Annotated in this window: 16 protein-coding genes; 6 read left to right on the top strand and 10 right to left on the bottom strand. The window is 69.1% G+C overall.

All coding sequences use genetic code 11. The annotated features are described in order from the left end of the window. Positions 1 to 169: 169 nt before the first annotated feature. The gene (locus FHS97_RS12925; protein ID WP_184038429.1) at positions 170 to 913 is read left to right on the top strand and encodes an SGNH/GDSL hydrolase family protein; all 744 of its coding nucleotides are present in this window, start codon (positions 170 to 172) and stop codon (positions 911 to 913) included. Between the two features lie 48 nt (positions 914 to 961). Here FHS97_RS12925 and FHS97_RS12920 read toward each other — a convergent pair whose 3' ends face one another. Beyond that, positions 962 to 1921 carry a cupin domain-containing protein gene (locus FHS97_RS12920; protein WP_184038427.1) on the bottom strand — a complete coding sequence of 320 codons (960 nt, stop codon included), beginning with the start codon at positions 1919 to 1921 and terminating at the stop codon, positions 962 to 964. A gap of 17 nt (positions 1922 to 1938) precedes the next feature. Beyond that, complete coding sequence (locus tag FHS97_RS12915; protein WP_184038424.1) at positions 1939 to 3261, bottom strand: MFS transporter; 1323 nt, start codon at positions 3259 to 3261, stop codon at positions 1939 to 1941. 115 nt (positions 3262 to 3376) lie between these two features. On the opposite strand from FHS97_RS12915, the gene FHS97_RS12910 reads away from it, so the two are divergent. From FHS97_RS12910 to FHS97_RS12900, 3 genes are read left to right on the top strand one after another with little or no spacing between them, the layout of a single operon-like run. Beyond that, the gene (locus tag FHS97_RS12910; protein WP_343053450.1) at positions 3377 to 4282 is read left to right on the top strand and encodes a cupin domain-containing protein; all 906 of its coding nucleotides are present in this window, start codon (positions 3377 to 3379) and stop codon (positions 4280 to 4282) included. Between the two features lie 20 nt (positions 4283 to 4302). Beyond that, entirely contained in the window at positions 4303 to 4719 is a 417-nt protein-coding gene (locus FHS97_RS12905; RefSeq protein WP_184038422.1) for a hypothetical protein, read from the top strand. A 2-nt stretch (positions 4720 to 4721) separates the two neighbouring features. Then, positions 4722 to 5720, top strand: coding sequence for an SMP-30/gluconolactonase/LRE family protein (locus FHS97_RS12900; protein WP_184038418.1), 999 nt, complete (start codon positions 4722 to 4724; stop codon positions 5718 to 5720). Between the two features lie 34 nt (positions 5721 to 5754). Here FHS97_RS12900 and FHS97_RS12895 read toward each other — a convergent pair whose 3' ends face one another. Both FHS97_RS12895 and FHS97_RS12890 read right to left on the bottom strand, forming a co-directional pair. Next, the gene (locus FHS97_RS12895; protein ID WP_184038416.1) at positions 5755 to 6075 is read right to left on the bottom strand and encodes a hypothetical protein; all 321 of its coding nucleotides are present in this window, start codon (positions 6073 to 6075) and stop codon (positions 5755 to 5757) included. 11 nt (positions 6076 to 6086) lie between these two features. Then, positions 6087 to 7979, bottom strand: a complete 1893-nt coding sequence (locus tag FHS97_RS12890) for an outer membrane protein assembly factor BamB family protein (RefSeq protein ID WP_246346650.1) — start codon at positions 7977 to 7979, stop codon at positions 6087 to 6089. Positions 7980 to 8161: 182 nt separating this feature from the next. Between FHS97_RS12890 and FHS97_RS12885 the strand changes: the two genes are divergently transcribed. Both FHS97_RS12885 and FHS97_RS12880 read left to right on the top strand, forming a co-directional pair. Then, complete coding sequence (locus tag FHS97_RS12885; protein ID WP_184038411.1) at positions 8162 to 9349, top strand: CaiB/BaiF CoA transferase family protein; 1188 nt, start codon at positions 8162 to 8164, stop codon at positions 9347 to 9349. Further along, entirely contained in the window at positions 9346 to 10122 is a 777-nt protein-coding gene (locus FHS97_RS12880) for an enoyl-CoA hydratase (protein ID WP_184038409.1), read from the top strand. The genes FHS97_RS12885 and FHS97_RS12880 overlap by 4 nt, the downstream gene beginning before the upstream one ends. Positions 10123 to 10162: 40 nt before the next feature. Here the strand turns inward: FHS97_RS12880 and FHS97_RS12875 are convergent, their stop codons facing one another. Genes FHS97_RS12875 through FHS97_RS12850 form a run of 6 tightly spaced genes read right to left on the bottom strand, consistent with a single transcriptional unit; the run spans position 10163 to position 18152 of the window. Beyond that, positions 10163 to 10612 (bottom strand): c-type cytochrome, encoded by a 450-nt coding sequence (locus tag FHS97_RS12875; protein WP_221233288.1) that lies wholly within the window; start codon positions 10610 to 10612, stop codon positions 10163 to 10165. Further along, positions 10612 to 12723: an outer membrane protein assembly factor BamB family protein gene (locus tag FHS97_RS12870; RefSeq protein WP_343053449.1), complete on the bottom strand. Its 2112-nt coding sequence runs from the start codon at positions 12721 to 12723 to the stop codon at positions 10612 to 10614. Before FHS97_RS12870 ends, FHS97_RS12875 begins: the two co-directional genes overlap by 1 nt. Then, positions 12720 to 14186, bottom strand: a complete 1467-nt coding sequence (locus FHS97_RS12865) for an NAD-dependent succinate-semialdehyde dehydrogenase (protein ID WP_246346649.1) — start codon at positions 14184 to 14186, stop codon at positions 12720 to 12722. Before FHS97_RS12865 ends, FHS97_RS12870 begins: the two co-directional genes overlap by 4 nt. A gap of 17 nt (positions 14187 to 14203) precedes the next feature. After that, entirely contained in the window at positions 14204 to 15448 is a 1245-nt protein-coding gene (locus tag FHS97_RS12860; protein WP_184038401.1) for an iron-containing alcohol dehydrogenase, read from the bottom strand. A gap of 17 nt (positions 15449 to 15465) precedes the next feature. Next, the gene (locus FHS97_RS12855; protein ID WP_343053448.1) at positions 15466 to 16788 is read right to left on the bottom strand and encodes an MFS transporter; all 1323 of its coding nucleotides are present in this window, start codon (positions 16786 to 16788) and stop codon (positions 15466 to 15468) included. After that, positions 16785 to 18152, bottom strand: coding sequence for an amidohydrolase family protein (locus FHS97_RS12850; protein ID WP_184038398.1), 1368 nt, complete (start codon positions 18150 to 18152; stop codon positions 16785 to 16787). The genes FHS97_RS12855 and FHS97_RS12850 overlap by 4 nt, the downstream gene beginning before the upstream one ends. Positions 18153 to 18159: the final 7 nt, after the last annotated feature.

Genomic DNA, 18159 nt, shown 5'->3' with positions numbered 1-18159 from the left:
CGTGACCGATCCTTCGCGCTTCCGCCCGATCAACCAATTGACGGATGGATTGCGACCGATGCTGCGGCTAGCTTTCGGCCATCAAATCATTGAGGTTGCCGACCTTCGCTGCGTCCCGTTGCGTTATGGCCGGCAGTCCCTCCCACGTTCGACAAGCGGAGCCCCCGTCATGAAGCAGTTGCTGGCCGTGATCCTGATCTCGCTCTCCCCCGCGGCCCTCGCCCAGACCGCGCCACCCGCGCAGCAAGCCCCCGCTCGCCAGACCGACGCAGAGGAGCGGTTGCATAACGACTTCGCCTGGCTCGGGCGCTATCAGGAGGCCAATGCGAAGGTGACCGGGCCGGTCGAGGTCGTCTTCATGGGCGACTCGATCACGCAGGGCTGGTTCGACATGATGCCCAACTTCTTCACGCCGGGACGCCAGGGCCGCGGGATCAGCGGGCAGACGACGCCGCAGATGCTGCTGCGCTTCCGGCAGGACGTGATCGACCTCCATCCGCGGGTCGTGCAGATCATGGCCGGCACCAACGACATCGCGGGCAACACCGGCCCGATGACCGCCGAACAGACCAGGGCGAACCTGATGTCGATGGCGGAGCTGGCGCGTGCGCACGGCATTCGCGTCATCCTGGCCTCGATCCCGCCCGCCGATCACTTCCCGTGGCGGCCGGGGATCGCGCCCGCGGCGAAGATCGCCGCGCTCAACGACTGGATGAAGGACTATGCGGCGCGCACCGGCGCGGTCTACGCCGATTACTGGAGCGCGTTGCACGACGGGCAGGCGTTCAAGGCGGCATGGAGCTCCGACGGGGTTCATCCGAACAAGGCCGGCTATGCGGTGATGGCGCCGGTCGCCGAAGCTGCGATCCGCAGCGCGCTGGCGAAGCCCGCACCCAAGGCCATGCGCCAGTAAGCGCGGGTTGCTGCGCCGGGCGCGCCGTGGCCGGCGCGAGCGGCCGGGCTACTGCCGCCCGCCCGATTGCGTGCTGTAGCCGTGCAGCCCGAGCGGATAGGGGTTGATCGCCACCCGGGTTCCCATCTGTCCTTCGGGACCGCCGAAGCTCGCGCGGTGCCAGCGGCCCTGTTTGGCGATCAACACGTCACCCGGCGCGGCGGCCTTGATCAGCGGCTCGCCCTCGATCTGCAGGTCGACGTTGCCCTCCATGACGAACCAGAATTCATCATAGCCGACGTGAAAATGGCCGAGGTTCGACGCGGGCGGAGTGGGCGTCGCGCGGCCGCGGATGTTGTTGACGAAGAGGTGCTGCGCGGCGACGAAGGCGGTGGCGCGCGCGCCGCCCTGCACCACGTCCTTATAGTAATCGACATACAGCGGGTTGGTCGCGTCCGGTGCCCCCGCCCCGCCGGAGACCAGCCGGCGTTCGTAGCGGAAGCCGGTCACGTCGCGTGGCCGCTCCGGCGTGCTGCCGAGCGGATAGAGCGGCAGGTCGGTCGCGGCGTGGATCTCGAACCACAAGGCGGGCTGGTCGCCGATCGTCTCGAGCGTGAACGGCACGCGCAGCGGCACGTCGATCTCGAACCCCTTGCCCGCCACGAACGGCGGGTGCCCCGCAATCGTGACGCGCAGTTGACCGCCCCACACGATGATCGCGGTGCGATTGTCGGCATAGGCGACCTCGGCGGTGCGCTTGCCGGGTGCCTGCTGGTGCCAGTCGGCGACGATGTCGCGGTTGCGGACGATCGGCTGCGACCAGTCGGTCGCGCCCTTGTGCAGCGCCAGCACATCGGCGAGCTTCCACCACGGCCGGTTCGGCGCATCATAAGCGGCATAAGGCGTCTTCTTGGGCACCCACATTTCGACCGGCGCCGGCGGCGCGGGCCGCGGGGCCTGTGCGGTGAGCGTCAGCGCGACGAGCGCGCCCGCGACGACGCGCCAATGGCGTCCGGTATCGTGGATCATGCTTTCTCCCCTTCCCTTCAGGCTTGTTGCGCTACCGCCGCGCCATGATCGGGTGCGGGCGTTTGCTCCGGCTCGATCAGTCGCCGCGGATCGACGATCGCCCAGGCGGCGATGCCGAGGATCACCACCCCCGCGCCGGTACCGAACGCCGCCGCCCAGCCATACCGCGCCGCGATCCACGGGGTCAGCGAGGCGGTCAGCGCACCGCCGATCTGGCAGCCGACATTCATCAGCCCCGACACCACCCCGGTGTGCGGCCCGGCGATGTCGGCGGTCACCGACCAGAAGGAGCTTTGCGACAGATAGATCGCGCCCCCGCCCAGCGCCAAGGTCATCACCGCGAGCGGCGCGTTGTCGACCTGCGAGCCGATCAGCAGGAACAGAGCGGTCAGCGCGAACGACAGCATCGCCAGCCCCGACCGTCCCCAATAGAGGCCGTGCCGGCGCGAGACCGCGTCGTTGACGACGCCGCCCGCGAGGCAGCCGACCGTCATCGCGAGGAACGGTGCCATGCCGAACAGCGCGCTCGATTTCAGGTCCAGCCCGCGTGCCTCGGCGAGATAGATGAAGAACCAGCTGAAGAAGATCCAGATCACATAGCCGAACGCGAAATAGCTCAGGAACAGCCCCCACATCGCGCGGCTGCCCAGGATCGCGCGCCACGGGATCGGCCCGACCGCGCCGGCCGGTGCGTCGGGCAGTCCTGCCTCGATATGCGCCAGTTCCGCCGCGTTGACGCGCGGGTGCTCCTGCGGTCGGTCGCGCGCGACGACGAACCACACCACCGCGGCGATCAGCCCGATCAAGGCGCAGACATAGAAGGACGCACGCCAGCCGCCGAAGGCGACCACCGCGCTGATCAGCGGCGGAGTCAGCCCCGACCCCGCGCCGACGCCCGCGAAGATCAGGCCATTGGCCTTGCCGCGTTCCTGCGCGGGCACCCAGCGCGACACGAACTGGTTGCCCGACGGGTAAACCGCCGCCTCGCCGATCCCCAGCCCGAAGCGCACCAGCATCAGCAACGTGATCGCATGCGCGCTGCCCGGCGGCACCCAGGCGGTGGCGATGCTGAACACGCCCCACCAGACCAGCGCCAGCGTCAGCAGCCGGCGCGGGCCGAGCCGCGCCGCCAGCCACCCGGCCGGCACCTGAAAGGCGGCATAGCCGATCAGAAACGCGCTGAAGACCCAGCCGAGCCGGATCTGGTCGATCGCATATTCCTGACGCATCTGGACGCCCGCGACCGAGATGTTGGTGCGATCGAGAAACGCGATCGCGCTGATGACGAACAGCATCGCCACCAGCCGTACCCGGACGCTGCTCCGCCCCGCTCCCGCCATATCGCTCTCCCGGACGCGCGGCTCGCTGACCGCATTATATCCTATATGATTCTGTGTAGAGCCGTTGTAAGCGTAGGTAAAGCCGGTGAATTCTGGTCTGGACGGGAGAGAGAGGGTGGTAGCGATCCAAGCGCTCGCGCGTGGCGCAACCGGGCTGACGCTGGCGCTGACCTGCGCCGCCGCGGCGCAGCAGCCGAGCATGCCATCCCCCGACGCGCGACCGCTGGCGGCACGGATCGGCCACACCGATCCGGCGCGCTACCGCCAGCTCGCCAAGGTCCACGAGGGGGCGGGAACGATGGCCTTTGCCCCGCTGCTCGGTCCCGACGCGCTCTCCACCAACCTGATCTTCGTTCACCGCGGCGTGATCGCGCCGCACAGCGGGATCGGGCAGCATTTCCACCACCAATGCGAGGAAATGTTCGTGATCCTCGACGGCGAGGCGCAGTTCACGGTCGACGGCCGCACCACGACGCTCGCTGGTCCGGCCGCGGTGCCGGACCGGATGGGGCACGCCCATGCGCTGTACAATGCCTCGGACCGCCCGGTGCAATGGCTCAACATCAACGTCGGACAGACCAAGCGTTACGACAATTTCGACCTGAACGACTCGCGCGAGGGCGCGCCGCTCGACCCGGTCGCGCAGTTCGCCGCGGTGCGGTTCGACCGTACCCGACTGAAGCCCGATGGTGCGATCCGCTCGCGCCGCCTGCTCGGCCCGGAGGTGTTCGCGACGCCGTGGGCGTTCGTCGACCATGTGCTGATCCCGCCCGGCGCCGCGCTCGACGGCGCCGCCGCGCCCGGAATCAGCGAGATGGTTTATGTCATGGCCGGTGCCGGCGCGGCGATTGTCGCGGGCGAGCGCGCGCCGCTCGCCAGTGGTGACGCGCTGCCGGTCGAGGTCGGCGCGCGACGGACACTGCGCGCGGCCGGCGACGCACCGCTCGAACTGATGGTGATCGGGATCGCGCGCGATCCTGCCGCCAAGGCCGCCTACGTCGCCACGCTTCCCGCTCGCTGACACCCGAAAGGACCATGAAGATGCAACGTCGCTCGCTCCTGCAATCGATCGCTGCGGCCGGCGCCGGCTGGGCGCTGCCCGGCACGGCGCAGGCGGCCGCTCCGAAGAACAAGCCGATCGTGCTTTACTGCGATCTGGCGGTAGATCCGGCGCGCGAGCAGGAGATGCTCGACGCCTTCCACCGCCATTTCCTGCCCGCCGCGCAAAGCTTTCGCGGGCGCGGCTTCATCGACTTGAAGATGCTCAAGCTGCGCAGCGTCATCCAGGGACAGCCGGCACCACCTGCGGGCGTCAACTATCGCTTCCAGCTTACCTATGAAAGCGAGGAGCAGCGCCAGTCATGGATTCGCTCCGACGTCCACGAGCGCAACTGGCCGCTGATCGAGCGAACCGTGCTCAACCGCGACTATCTTGTCCTTTTGACCGACGCGGTCTGACGATGCCGCGCCCCTTCACCATCGCCGCGGCGCTCGTCGCCCCGCTCGCGCTTCATGCCGCCGCCCCCGCGCAGCAAGGCGGTGCGCGGGTCGAACGGCTCGAACCGGCGCTCGATGCGCTGATCGCACCGGGTGCAACCGTCGAGCGCGTCGCGACCGGCTTCTCCTTTACCGAGGGACCGTTGTGGCACGATGGCCGCCTGTGGTTCTCCGACGTCAGCGGCGACGTGCTGCGTGCGGTCGATGCGTCCGGCCGGGTCGAGGAGCTGATCCCCAACGCCGGCGGGCTCGCGAACCCGCCGGCGGGCAAGAGCATCGGCCCGAACGGCTTGGTCCCCGACCGTAACGGCAGCGTGTTGATGGCGCAGATGGGCGCGCGCCGGATCGTGCGCGTCGGTGCCGATCGCCGCATCACCCCGGTAATCGCCGACTATCGCGGCCAGCGGCTCAACAGCCCCAACGACCTCGTCTTCGCCGCCGACGGCGCCTTGTGGTTCACCGATCCGCCGTTCGGGCTTTACAACGGCATGGACCGCGATCCCGCCAAGCAGCTGCCCTACAATGCGGTGTTCCGCTACGCCGGCGGCACGCTGACGCCGGTCATCACCGACCTGAAGCTGCCCAACGGCATCGGCTTCTCGCCCGACGGGCGGGCGTTGTACGTCACCGATTACGGCCCGCCGGGCACGATCTACGCCTATACGGTCGGGCGCCGCGGAGCGCTGTCGGGCAAGCGCGTGCTGATCGCCTTTCCGGCCGGGGGTGCCGGCGGTGCGGACGGGCTCAAGGTCGACCGGCGCGGCAATATCTGGGCGACCGGCCCCGGCGGCATCCGCGTGATCTCGCCCGCGGGCAAGGTGCTCGGGCAGATCGTGCTGCCGGAGGTGGCCGCGAACCTCGCCTTCGCGGGCGATGGCCACACGCTCTACATCACCGCCTCGACGAGCGTGTACCGGCTGAAGACGAGGGTCGCCGGCGTACTGCCGAGGTTTGCGCGTTGAGACGGGAACGGGGGCGGGTCTCGCCCCCGTCGACTCAGTGCCCGGCGGCGCCCGCCGCCTTCTTGTCGGTCGCGAGCGTGGCGACGAGATAGTCGTTCATCACCTTCTGCTCCTCGGGCGACAGCTCGGCACCGCGATCGATCATCGACTGCACCACCGCCGGCCATTCGGCGGCCGTCTTGTGCGCCGCGAACACCTGATTGGTGGTGTGGCAATAGCCGCACCGCTCGTTGATCAGGTCGAGCCCCGGTCCGGGCGTCGGCGTCGCGGGTTGCTGCGCCGCGAGCGCCACCGCGCCGAGCAGCGCCGCGCCGGCAAAACCGAGAAGACGGACGAGCGGGTCGATACGCTTCATGACGATCCTCTTCAGCGGACGGCGAATGCGACCACCTGGTCGCTGGTCGCGGGTTGGGCGGCGAATCCGCCGGTCGCCACCGCGGCGAGCATCTGGCGGCCATCGGCGGCGCGATAGGTCATCGGCGTGCCGTAATTGGAGGCGGGCAACGCAGCCGACCACAGCAACGCGCCGGTCTTCGTATCGAAGCCGCGGATCGTCGCGTCGCGGGTCGCGCCGATGAACGTCAGCCCGCTCGCGGTGGTGATCGGCCCGCCCGCGCTGATGACGCCGTTCGCGGCGAAAGCCGGGTCGGCGTTGGTGCCGAGCACCTTGCGCCATGCGATCGCCCCGGTATCGACGTTGACCGCGACCAGCTCGCCCCACGGCCCCTTTTGGCACGGCGTGCCGGTTTCGGGGTCTTGGAAATAGGCATAGCCCGCCTTCATCCCCCAGCTGCCGTCGGGCTGGCGCGCGAGCTGCTGCGGGCTGGCGAGATTGTTGACGTTGATGACGTACAGGCCGGACTTGCGGTCGAATGCGCCCCCGCCCCAGTCGACTCCGCCGAGGCTGCCGGGGAAGAAATTGACTGCCGAGTCGGCGCGGAGCGGCTGAAAGGTCCTGCTCGGCGCGACGGCGAGGTCCGCCACCAGCTTCTCGCACACCGCGCGATGCGCCGGGGGGCCGTCGACCAGATCGCTTGCGGCATAGCTCAGCCGGGCGAGCGGCGGCGGGGTCGCCGGCATCGGCTGGGTTGGCCAAGGCTGCTCGCCGGGGACGTCGGTGTCGGTCGGCACCGGCACCTCGCGCACGTCGTAGAGCGGCTTGCCGGTGACGCGGTCGAGGATGAACATCATCGCGGTCTTGTTCATCACCGCGATCGCCGGGATCGTGCGCCCGCCACGCCGCACCTCGATCAGCGTCGCGCTCGGCAGGTCGACATCCCAGATGTCGTGGTGGACGGTCTGGAAATGCCAGAGATACTTGCCGGTCGCCGCCTCGACCGCGACGATCGAATTGCCGTAGAGATTCTGCCCCTTGCGATCACCGCCCCAGCGATCGAAGGTCGGCGCACCGACCGGCAGATAGGCGATGCCGCGCTTGTCGTCGACGAGCACGAAGGTCCAGACGTTGACCCCCGACCGCTTCTGCCAACTGTCCCCCTCCCACGTGCCGAAGTTCGGCTCGCCCGGTTGCGGGATGGTGTGGAAGGTCCAGAGCAATTTACCGGTGCGCGCATCCCAGCCGCGCACGTCGCCGGCCGCGCCCTTGACCGGCATCTCCTGCACGCGCGACCCGGTAATGATGACATCGCGATAGATCGCGGGCGGGCTGCTCATCCCCAGCGGCGCGCGCGTGCCGTTCATCACCTCGGGCGTCTTCATGTCGACCGCACCGGCCGCGCCGAAACCCGACGCGGGCTGCCCGGTCGCGGCATCGAGCGCGTACAGCTTGCCGGTGCGCGTCCCGAAGACGATCCGCGCGCCAGTCCCTTTGCTTCCCGGCCAGTAGGCGACGCCGCGCGTCGATGGCTGGTCGTTGCCGGGTAGCGCGAAGACCCAACGTTCCTTGCCGGTCGCGGCGTCGAGCGCGACGACGCGCTTGTACGGTGTGGCGAGGTACATGACACCCTTCACCACGAGCGGCGTCGCTTCGGACGCGGAGAAGCCGGTGCGGAATTTGGCCGGGACGCTGTCGGGCATCGGGATCGTCTCGCCGCTCGTGCCGGCCGGACGCATGTGGTAGGTCCAGACCTGTCGCAGCTTCGCGACGTTTGCGGGAGTGATCTCGGCCAGCGGCGAGAAGCGCGCGTGGCTCTCGTCACGGCCGTACCCCTGCCAGTCGCCCTTGGCCTGCGCCATCGCCGGTGCGGTCGGCGTGAGCGCAACGGCGATCAACGTCCCTGCCCGCGCGACGGCGCCCATGCGCCGCCTGATCCTGTCCGCCACGCTCCACTCTCCTGCTCGGCGACGTCGCATCCCGCGTCAGGCGGCCGCAACGTTGTCCTGTCATTTCAACGGTGCTAGCAAGCCGCACGATCCTATACAATATGATCCGTGTTGATCGTCCGCCTCTATCGGGCGATCAGGGGGAGAGGAGATTGCGCATGTTGGAACTGCCGCTGAAGGGGCTGAGGGTCCTTGATATCTCGCAGGTGATGGCGGGGCCGTTCTGCTGCATGCTGCTCGGCGACATGGGCGCGGACGTCATCAAGATCGAACCGCCGCGCACCGGCGACTCGACCCGGCACTCGATGGGCTTCCGCCTGAAGGGCGAGGACAGCCCCGGCTTCCTCGCGCTCAATCGCAACAAGCGCAGCATCACGCTCGATCTCAAGGACGACGCCGACCGCGCGGTGCTCTATGCGCTGGTGCAGACCGCCGACATCGTCGTCGAGAACGCCCGCCCCGGCGTCGCGAAGCGGCTCGGCATCGACTATGACACGCTCGCCGCGCTCAACCCGCGGCTGATCTACGCCAGCATCTCGGGCTTTGGCCAGACCGGGCCATGGGCGCAGCGCCCGGGATTCGACCTGATCGCGCAGGCGATGTCGGGCGTGCTCAGCTCGAACGGCTTTCCTGGGATGGAGCCCGCCAAGAATTCGATCGCGGTCGCTGATCTCGGCGCGGGGCTCTTCTCGGTCTATGGCATTCTCAGCGCGGTGATCGGGCGACAGACCTCGGGCCGCGGGCAATATATCGACGCCTCGCTGCTCGAGGCGGCAATGGGTCTCTCGATCTGGGAGACGACCGAATATTGGGGCACCGGCCGCGCGCCGGCGCCGATCGGCTCGGCCAATCGCATGTCCGCGCCCTATCAGGCGGTGCGCGCGTCGGACGACTGGTTCGTGATCGGCGCGGCAAATCAGGGATTATGGCTCACCTTCCTCAAGGTGGTCGAGCGTCCGGAGCTGCAGGAGGACTCGCGCTACGCCACCAACGCCGCGCGCGTCGCAAACCGCCAGTTGCTCATCGACGACCTCGCGCCGACCTTCCTGACCCGCACCAGCCAGGAATGGATCGACGCGCTGCTCGCCGCCGGCGTCCCCGCCGCGCCGATCCTCGATTACGGCGAGGCGGTGGTCAGCGAACAGGCGGTCGCGCGCGAGATGGTGATGCAGGTGCCGCACCCGGTGGAGGGCGAGTTCAAGGCGCTCGGCTTCCCGGTCAAGATGCGCGGCACGCCGCAGGAATTGCGCCTGCCCCCGCCGCTGCTCAACGAGCATGACGCAGAGATCCGCCGCGAGCTGGCCGAGCGCGGGTTGCTGCCCGACCCAGCGGAGGCGGCGGAATGAGCGGCGTCGTCGTCACGCGCGACGGTGCGGCGGTCCACGTCCGGTTCGACAATCCGGCCGCCCACAATGCGCTGACGGGCGCGATGTGGCTCGCGCTGCGCGATGCGGCGCGGACGATCGCCGACGATCCGGGCGTGCGGGTGGTCACGTTTCGCGGCACGGGGGGCAAGGCGTTCATCTCGGGCACCGACATCAGCAAATTCGCCGACTATCGCGACGGCGCACAGGGCGTCGCCTATGAGCGCGAGATCGACGAATGCATGGCGGCCGTCGACGCCATCCCCTGCACGACGATCGCGGTGGTGGAAGGCTGGGCGGTCGGCGGTGGGCTCAACATCAGCGCGGCGTGCGATTTTCGGATCGCGACCCCCGACGCGCGCTTCGGCTCACCGATCGGCCGCACGATCGGCAATTGCCTGTCCGCCGCCAGCGTGGCGCGGATCGGCAGCGCGGTGAGCGTATCGGTCGCGCGGCGGATGGTGCTGCTGGGCGAGATCGTCGGCGCGGAGGAATTGCGCGCGAGCGGGTTCCTGCTGAAGGTGGTCGAACGGGACGCGCTTGATGCCGAGATCGCGGAGCTCTGTGCGCGCGCGATCGAGAATGCGCCGCTTACGACGCGAGTCACGAAGGAGACGTTGCGGCGAATGACCTTCGATGCCCTGCCCGCGATCGAGCCGCTGATTGAGCAGGTCTATGGCAGCGCGGACTTCCGGCGCGGCGTCGCGGACTTTCTTGCCAAGACGAAGCGCGTGCCGGCGTGGCGCGGCGAGTAGCGCCACCACGCCCCGTTTGCCCTCGTCGGCCGGGCGGAGCTTACCCGACCGGCTTCGGCGCGATCATGATCCCCGCCGCCATCGGCTGACTTGGCGGCAGCGGCAGCTTGCCCGCCGGGAAGCCGTTGACCTCGAACATATAGGCCTCGATGTCGGCGACCGTCTTCCCGCTCAGACTGCCGGGCGCGCTCAGCGGCATGGTCGTCTTGATCCGCGAGAACAGATCGCCGGCCGAGGTGCCCGTCCAGTTGTTGAGGAAGCCGCCGCCCGCCAACGCCGGCGCCACGTCGATCCCGGCGAGCGTATCGCCGTGGCAGGCGGCACAATTCTCGGCATAGGCGACCTTGCCGCGCGCCGACTGCTCGGCGGTGTAGACGCCGTTCCACACGTCGCGCTGCCCGCCCTGCGCACGGACCATCACCGCACTGCCGAGCGTCAGCGCCGCCGCGCCGAACAGCCAGCCGCTATATCTCGTCACTCGCTCGATCATCACGCTGCTCCCGGTAAACGGTAGGCGACCAGCTCCGCGCTGGCATTGCCGCCGCCCGTGGCGACGACGATATATTGCCGGCCCTTCAGCCGGTAGGTCATCGGCGATCCGCTCTGCGGCGCGGTCATGTACACCGCGCCTTTCTCTTCGCCGGTCGCCTTGTCATAGGCGCGCAGCATCGCGCCGCGGATGCCATATTCGTTGGTGTAGAAGCCGGCCTCGCCGCAGATCACCAGCGTCTTGGTCACCAGTGGGCCGAGATTGCCCGCGCGTCCGGTGCGCGGGATCTTGAGCCCCTTGAGCTTGGGATGATTGCGGACGTTGTCGGGAGTCTCGCCATGCGCGACCTGCCAGGCGAGGTCACCCTTGCTCAGATCGATCGCGGTGATCCGACCGTAAGGTGGCTTGAGCAACGGCAGGCCATCGACGGCGAGAAAGCCGGGCGGCGGCCCTTTCGACGCGCCCGCCGGCGCGCCACCGGCCGGTGGTGAAGCAGGCGGCGCCTCCATGTTGCGCATCCCGGCGCGCGACGCGCCCATCGCCGGCATCGCGCGTGCCTCGCGCCCGGCGACGCCATGGACCTGCGGAAACTCGGAGACCTTCGGGTCATCGTTGGGCACGATCCCGATCAGCGACGGCTGCGTCTTGGAATAGACATAGACCATGTGCGTCTCGGGATCGTAGCAGCCGCCGGGCCAGTTGGTGCCGCCCTGGATGCCCGGCGCCGAGATCGTCCCCCACCGCCCCGGCTTGCTGACCGTCGGCGGGGTGAACAGCGGGCCGATCGTGTACGACTTGACGAACTCGACCGCTTTGGCGCGCAGCTCGGGGGTGAAGTCGATCAGGTCGTTCTCGGTGACGCCCTGCACGTCATAGGCGGGCGGCTTGGACGGCACCGGCTGGGTCGGGCTGTACCATTCGCCGGGCACGTCGCCGCGCGCCACCTTGCGCTCGGGGATCGGCCAGATCGGCTCGCCCGTCTCGCGGTTGAGGACGTACAGAAACGCTTGCTTGGTCGGCTGGGCGAGCGCCTTGACGGTGCGCCCGTTGACCGGGATGTCGCACAGGATCGGCGCGCACGGGATGTCGCGGTCCCACAGGCCGTGATGCACCATCTGATAATGCCAGCGCCGCCGCCCGGTCTCGAGATCGAGCGCGACCAGCGACTCCCCGAACAACGCATTGCCGCGGCGGAACATGCCCATCTCGTCGCCGGTCGGCAGCTCGACCGGGACATAGACCAGCCCGAGCTCCTCGTCCGCCGACATCTCGGCCCAGGCGCCCGCATTGCCGGCCTCGTCGGCATCGCCGTTGAGCCAGGTCTCGTAGCCGAACTCGCCCTTGCGCGGGATGGTGTGGAAGATCCACTTGCGCTTGCCCGTGCGCACGTCGAAGCCGCGGATATAGCCCTTCACGTTCTTGCGCACCGCCGGCACGTCGCCCGCGGTATGGGCGGCGCCGACCACCACCGTGTCGCGCGCCACCATCGGCGTGGCGTGCAGCCCGACGTCGGCGGTTTCGAGATCGAGTTCCTGATCGAAGTCCTTCTTCAGATCGACGATCCCGTTGGTGCCGAACGCCGGATCGGGGATGCCGGTATTGGCGTCGAGCGACACCAGCTGATAGCCGATCGTGACATAAAGGATTCGCTCGACCGTGCCGTCGGTCCAATAGGACACGCCGTGGCCGGACAGCTGACGCGGCGAGTTGAGCGCGCGCTGCCCCTCGTCGACGCGGTGCATCCACAGCAGCTCGCCGGTCGCGGCGTCGAGCGCGACGCAGTCGCGGCGCGAGCCGGCGGGCAGGAACAGCTTGCCCTTTACCAGCAGCGGGGTCGGCTCGAACTGATATTCCTTGCGCGCGCCGAACACGTCGGTCTTGACGCTCCACGCAATCTCGAGATCGTTGAAATTCTCGGCGTTGATCTGGTCGAGCGGCGAGTAGCGGGTGTTCGCCTTGTCGGCGGCGTAGCTGCGCCACTCGGTGTCAGGCGCCGGCGCGTCGGCGTCCTGCATCGGCGCCGCCAGCGCGGCGGGGTCGATCGCGAGCACCAGCGCCGATGCGGCGGTGCCCGCCAGCAACTGGCGACGCGTGAACACCGCGGCGGTCACCACGTCACCGCAATGTACTTCGCCTCGCAATATTCGAGCAGGCCGTGGTGCGATCCCTCGCGGCCCAGCCCGCTCTGCTTCATGCCGCCGAACGGCGCAGCGGCGTCCGACACCAGCCCGCGGTTGACCGCGACCATGCCGCATTCGATCCGCTCCGCGACCGCCAGCGCGCGCTTGAGGTCGCCCGAATAGACATAGGCGGCAAGGCCATATTCGGTGTCGTTGGCGAGCGCGACCGCCTCATCGGCGGTGTCGAACACCGTCACCGCGGCGACCGGGCCGAACACCTCCTCGCGCAGGATCTCGGAGCCGGGCTGTACGTCGGTGAGCACCGAGGGCGGGTAGAAATAGCCGTCGCCGGCGGGCGTCTCGCCGCCCAAAGCGACGCGCGCGCCCTTCCCCACCGCATCCGCGACGAGCCGCTCGATCTTGTCGACCGCCTTGCGGTTGATCATCGCGCCGCATTGCGTGGCAGGATCGGTGCCGGGACCGACCGTCAGCGCTCCCATGCGCTCGACCAGCTTTGCGACGAAGGCGTCGTGGATGCCGCGCTGCACGTAGAGCCGGTTGGCGGCGGTGCACGCCTCGCCGGCGTTGCGCATCTTGGCGACCATCGCGCCCTCGATCGCGGCGTCGAGGTCGGCGTCGTCGAACACCACGAACGGCGCGTTGCCGCCCAGCTCCATCGACGCGCTGATCACCTGGTCCGCCGCCTCGCGCAGCAACACGCGGCCGACCTGCGTCGAACCGGTGAAGGAGAGCTTGCGCACGCGCGCGTCGTGGAGGATCGCGCTGCACACCGGGCCGGGCTGGCTCGTGGTGACGACGTTGACCACCCCCGCCGGCACCCCGGCGCGGCGCATGATCTCGGCGACCGCCAGCGCGGTCAGCGGCGTTTCCGACGCAGGCTTGAGGATGCAGGTGCAGCCGGCAGCCAGCGCCGGCGCGATCTTGCGCGTCGCCATCGCCGCGGGGAAGTTCCACGGTGTGATGAGCAACGCGATGCCGATCGGCTGATATTGCACCATGATGCGATTGCCGCCGGCCGGCGACATGCCCAGCTCGCCGGGGATGCGCACCGCTTCCTCAGCATACCAGCGGAAGAATTCGGCGGCATAGGCCACCTCGCCGCGCGCATCGGTCAGCGCCTTGCCGTTCTCCAGCGCGATCAGCTGCGCGAGCCACTCCTGCTGCGCCATCATCGCGTGGAAACAGGCGAGCAGTACGTCGGCGCGTTTCCGCGGCGGCGTCGCGGCCCAGTCCGCCGCGGCGGCCGCGGCGGCGTCGACTGCGGCGATCCCTTCTTCCACCGCGGCATCGGCAACCGACGTGAGCGTCGCGCCGGTGGCGGGGTCGTCAACCGCGATCGTCGCGCCGCTCGCCGCGGGGGTCCAGTGCGCGCCGATCAGCAGGCCGGTAGGGATGGCGAACGGGCCGTCGCCGGGCGGGGTGTAGCTGGTCATCGAAAGCGTTCCGTGCATCAGGCGTGAAGGAGCGTGGCGCGATCGCCCGCGAAGGCGGCGCGCGTGATGGTCTGCATCGCGGCGAGGTCGAGCGGTCGCGGGTTGTTCTTGATGAGCCGCGCCGCGTTGAGCGAATATTCGGCGACATGGTCCTGCTGCTCGGCACGCAGTCCCAGGTCGGCCAGCGACCTCGGAACGCCGATCCGCTGGAACAACGCGTCGACCGCGTCGATGAACGCCTGCGCGCGCTCGGCCACGCTCGCGCCGCCGATCCCGACCAGCGTCGCCAGCTCGGCGAAGCCGTCGGCGCAGGCGGGACGGTTGAATTGCATCACATAGGGCAGCAGCGTCGCCACCCCCTGCCCGTGCGCGGTATGCGTCAGGTTTCCGACCGGATATTGCAGCGCATGCGCCGCCGCGGTGCCGGCGGTGCCGAACGCGCAGCCTGCCACCAGCGACGCCAGCATCACGCCCTCGCGCGCCTCGATATCGCTGCCGTCGACCACCGCGCGTTCGAGATAGCGGAACACGTTCGTCACCGCGAGCGTCGCGAAATGATCGGACAGCACGTTCTTGCCGACGAACACATGCTGCTCGGTCAGCATCGCGTCGATCGGCCGCGCCAGCGTCGTATAGGCCTCGACCGCATGGGTCAGCGCGTCGGCCCCCGAAAAGGCGGTGAGCGCGGGCGGGCAGCTGACGGTCAACTCGGGGTCGCAGATCGCGACCTGCGCGATCAGGTGCGGGCTGGCGATCCCGACCTTGGCGCCGCGCTCCTCGTCCGCCACCACCGCAACCGGCGTCGCCTCGGACCCGGTGCCGGAGGTGGTCGGCACCGCGATCAGCGGCATCACCGGGCCAGGCACCGCGAACTCGCCGTAATAGTCGCGCACACTGCCGCCGTGGGTGAGCAACACCGCCGCCACCTTGGCGAGATCGAGCGAGCTGCCCCCGCCGATGCCGATCACCACATCCGCATCGAAGCCGCTCGCCGCAGCGACACAGGCGTCGATCGAGCGAAGCGGCAGATCGGGGACGGTGCCGTCGAACACGCGCGTCTCGACACCGTGGGCGGCGAGATCGGCGAGCATCGCGGTGAATTCGGGCTGCGCGGCCTGACGCTCGTCGGTGCAGACCAGCGCGCGCCGACCGAGCCGCGCACTCGCCGACCCAAGCGCGGCGCGCTGGCCGCGGCCGAACAGGATCGCGCGTGGCAGGCGCGCCGCACCGAACAGGGCGGGCGCGGTCGGATCGGACGTCATGCGAGTATCTCCATAAATCATGCCGCGGCGACCTCGTCGGCAGCGGTGAGCTGCCGCGACGCGTCGATCCGCAGGAACAGAAGCGCGGCGATCGCGCACAGCACCGCGAGCACCATGAACGCCGGAAACCAGCCGCTGACCGTCACGATGTAACCGGTCACCGCGGCGGCGATCGCCGCCCCAAGGTTGCCGAGCGTGTTCATCACCGCGGAAACCGACCCCGCGAACTCGCCGCCGATGTCGAGCGTCACCGCCCATGATACGCCGACCGTCAGCTCGAGCCCGAACACCGCCACGCAGAAGCAGACGATACTCGCCACCGGCGCGTCGATCGCGGCGGCGAGCGGCATCATCGTCGCAGCGATGACGAACCCCGTGACCGCCACTGCGCGGCGCGCCAGCTTCAGCCCCGCCCCGCGCTTCACCAACAGATCCGAGGTCCAGCCGCCGGCGAGATCGCCGACCACGCCCGCCATCAGCGGCAGGCTGGCGAACAGCCCCATCACCGCGAGATCGTAGCCGCGCGCGTCGTGGAGATATTTCGGGAACCACGTCAGGAAGATGTTGATGCAATAAGCGTAGCAGAAATACATCGCCGACAGCGTCCACAGCTGCGGCTGGCGCAGCAACCGCCGCCACGGCACCTTGGCGCGCGCCGGTCCGGCACCGAGCGCGCCCTCGATCATCGCGCGCTCGCTCGCGTTGACGCCGCGGTGCTCGCGCGGCGTATCGCGATAGTAGAGAAACCACGACAGCGCCCAGACCAGCCCGACGCCCGCGAACAGCAGGAACGGCATCCGCCAGCCGAAATCGAGGATCAGCAGCGCGACGAACACCGGGGTCACCGCCCCGCCGAGCCGCGCGCCGGCATGGGTCAGCCCCTGCGCCCAGCCGCGCTCGGCGGGCAGCATCCAGCGCGACAGCGAGCGGGTCGCGATCGGAAATGCGCCCGCTTCTCCCATGCCGAACAGGAAGCGGCACACCATCATCGACCCCGCCGACCAGGTCAGCGCGGTCGCCGCGGTAAAGGTCGACCACCATACCACCACGCCGGTCAGCGCGCGGCGCGGGCCGAAGCGATCGCCGAGCCACCCGCCGGGGATCTGGAACAGCGCATAGGCGAACTGGAAGGCGGCGAAGATCCAGCCCATCGTGACGAGCGAGAAGCCATATTCCTTCTGAATTGACGGTGCCGCGGTCGCGATCACCACCCGGTCCATATAGGTGATGAGATAGGCCAGCACGGTGAGCCACAGTACCGCGTGCCGCACCCGCGTCGGGCGCACGGCCTGCTCGCCCGTGACGCTCACCGGCTCGACCAGCGCGCCCGACGCACTCACGGCTTCGCCGCACCGCAGGCGTCGGCGGCACGGCCGACGCAGGTCTCCCAGATCGTCGGCACCTTGCGTCCGGCGACATAGACCGCGCTGATCGCGCGCGTGTTGCGGATGTCGCGCGTCGGATCGCGATCGAGCACCAGCAGATCGGCCCATTTACCCGGCTTCAGCACGCCGCTTTCGTTCTCGCGCAGGAAGCTGGCGTTGGTGCCGGTCGCCGCGGTCAGCGCCTGGAGCGGCGTCAGCCCGGCTTTGACCATCAGCTCCAGCTCCCAATGCGCGAAATAGCCGGGGAAGCGCGCGGTCGGGCCGCTGTCGGTGCCCATGCCGTAGCGCACCCCCGCCTTCGCCTCGGCGGCGAGGCTGGCCATCGCGTTGCGCAGCACCGGCGGATATTTCGGGAACAGCGGCGACGCGGCGAGCTTCTGCTGGCGCTCCTGGCTCTTCAGCGTGGCGATCGTCGACGGCGCGACCCCGCGTGCGAAGAACGGCTCGTCGACGAACGGCAGCAGCGTGTAGGTAAAGCTCGCCTCGCGGCTGAGTGTCGAGGCCAGCTGCCACGTCCCACGCTGCTTCATCGCCGCGGTCAGCGCCGGATCGGCAACGTGGTCGCGGACCTGATGCATGAAGACGTCGATGCCCTCGCGCGTCAACTCGGCGGCATTGTCGTAATAGAAGATGTGCGCCGCCGCTTTCTTTCCCGCCTTGTGCGCAGCGTCGATCACCGCCGTGCTGACCGCATAGGGCATGCGCTTGGCGACGGTGCCGAACTCGTCGTCCATCCACAGTTTGACGAAGTCGTCGCCCTTGGCAGTCTCGCGCTCGACCATCGCCGTCGCCTCGGCGGGCGTCGCAACCGACTGCTCCAGCCCAGGCACGCCGCCATAGCTGTCCTTGTAGACCACGCCCCGCCCCGCGGTATAGGCGCGCGCCGTCTCGATCCGACCGACGCGACGCTGATCGGCGATCACCTGATGGATCAGGTCGCCGTCGGTGCCGAGCGTGTAGACCGAGGTGACGCCATAAGCGGCGTACAGCTTCAGCTGCTCCTCGACATTCGCGCGGTCGTAATATTTGGTGAAGCTCTGGTCGACACCATCGACCAGTCCGAGGTGGACGTGGCTGTCGATCAGGCCGGGCATCAGGAACTTGCCGCGCAGGTCGGTGATCGTGGCATCGGCCGTGATTGGTCGGCGCCCGGACGGCCCGACCCAGGTGATCCGCCCGTCGGTCATCACCAGCGCCTGATCCGCGCGCGGGGCGCTGCCGGTGCCGTCGAACAGCGTGACATGGTCGAGCACCACCGTCTCGGCCGCCGCCCCGCCACCAAGACACAGCGCCACCAACGCGACGCCGACGCGGATCATCGCCCGC

Source organism: Sphingomonas endophytica, assembly GCF_014199415.1.
In the GTDB taxonomy this organism is placed as follows: domain Bacteria; phylum Pseudomonadota; class Alphaproteobacteria; order Sphingomonadales; family Sphingomonadaceae; genus Sphingomonas; species Sphingomonas endophytica.
This window is presented reverse-complemented; position numbering and strand designations above follow the sequence as displayed.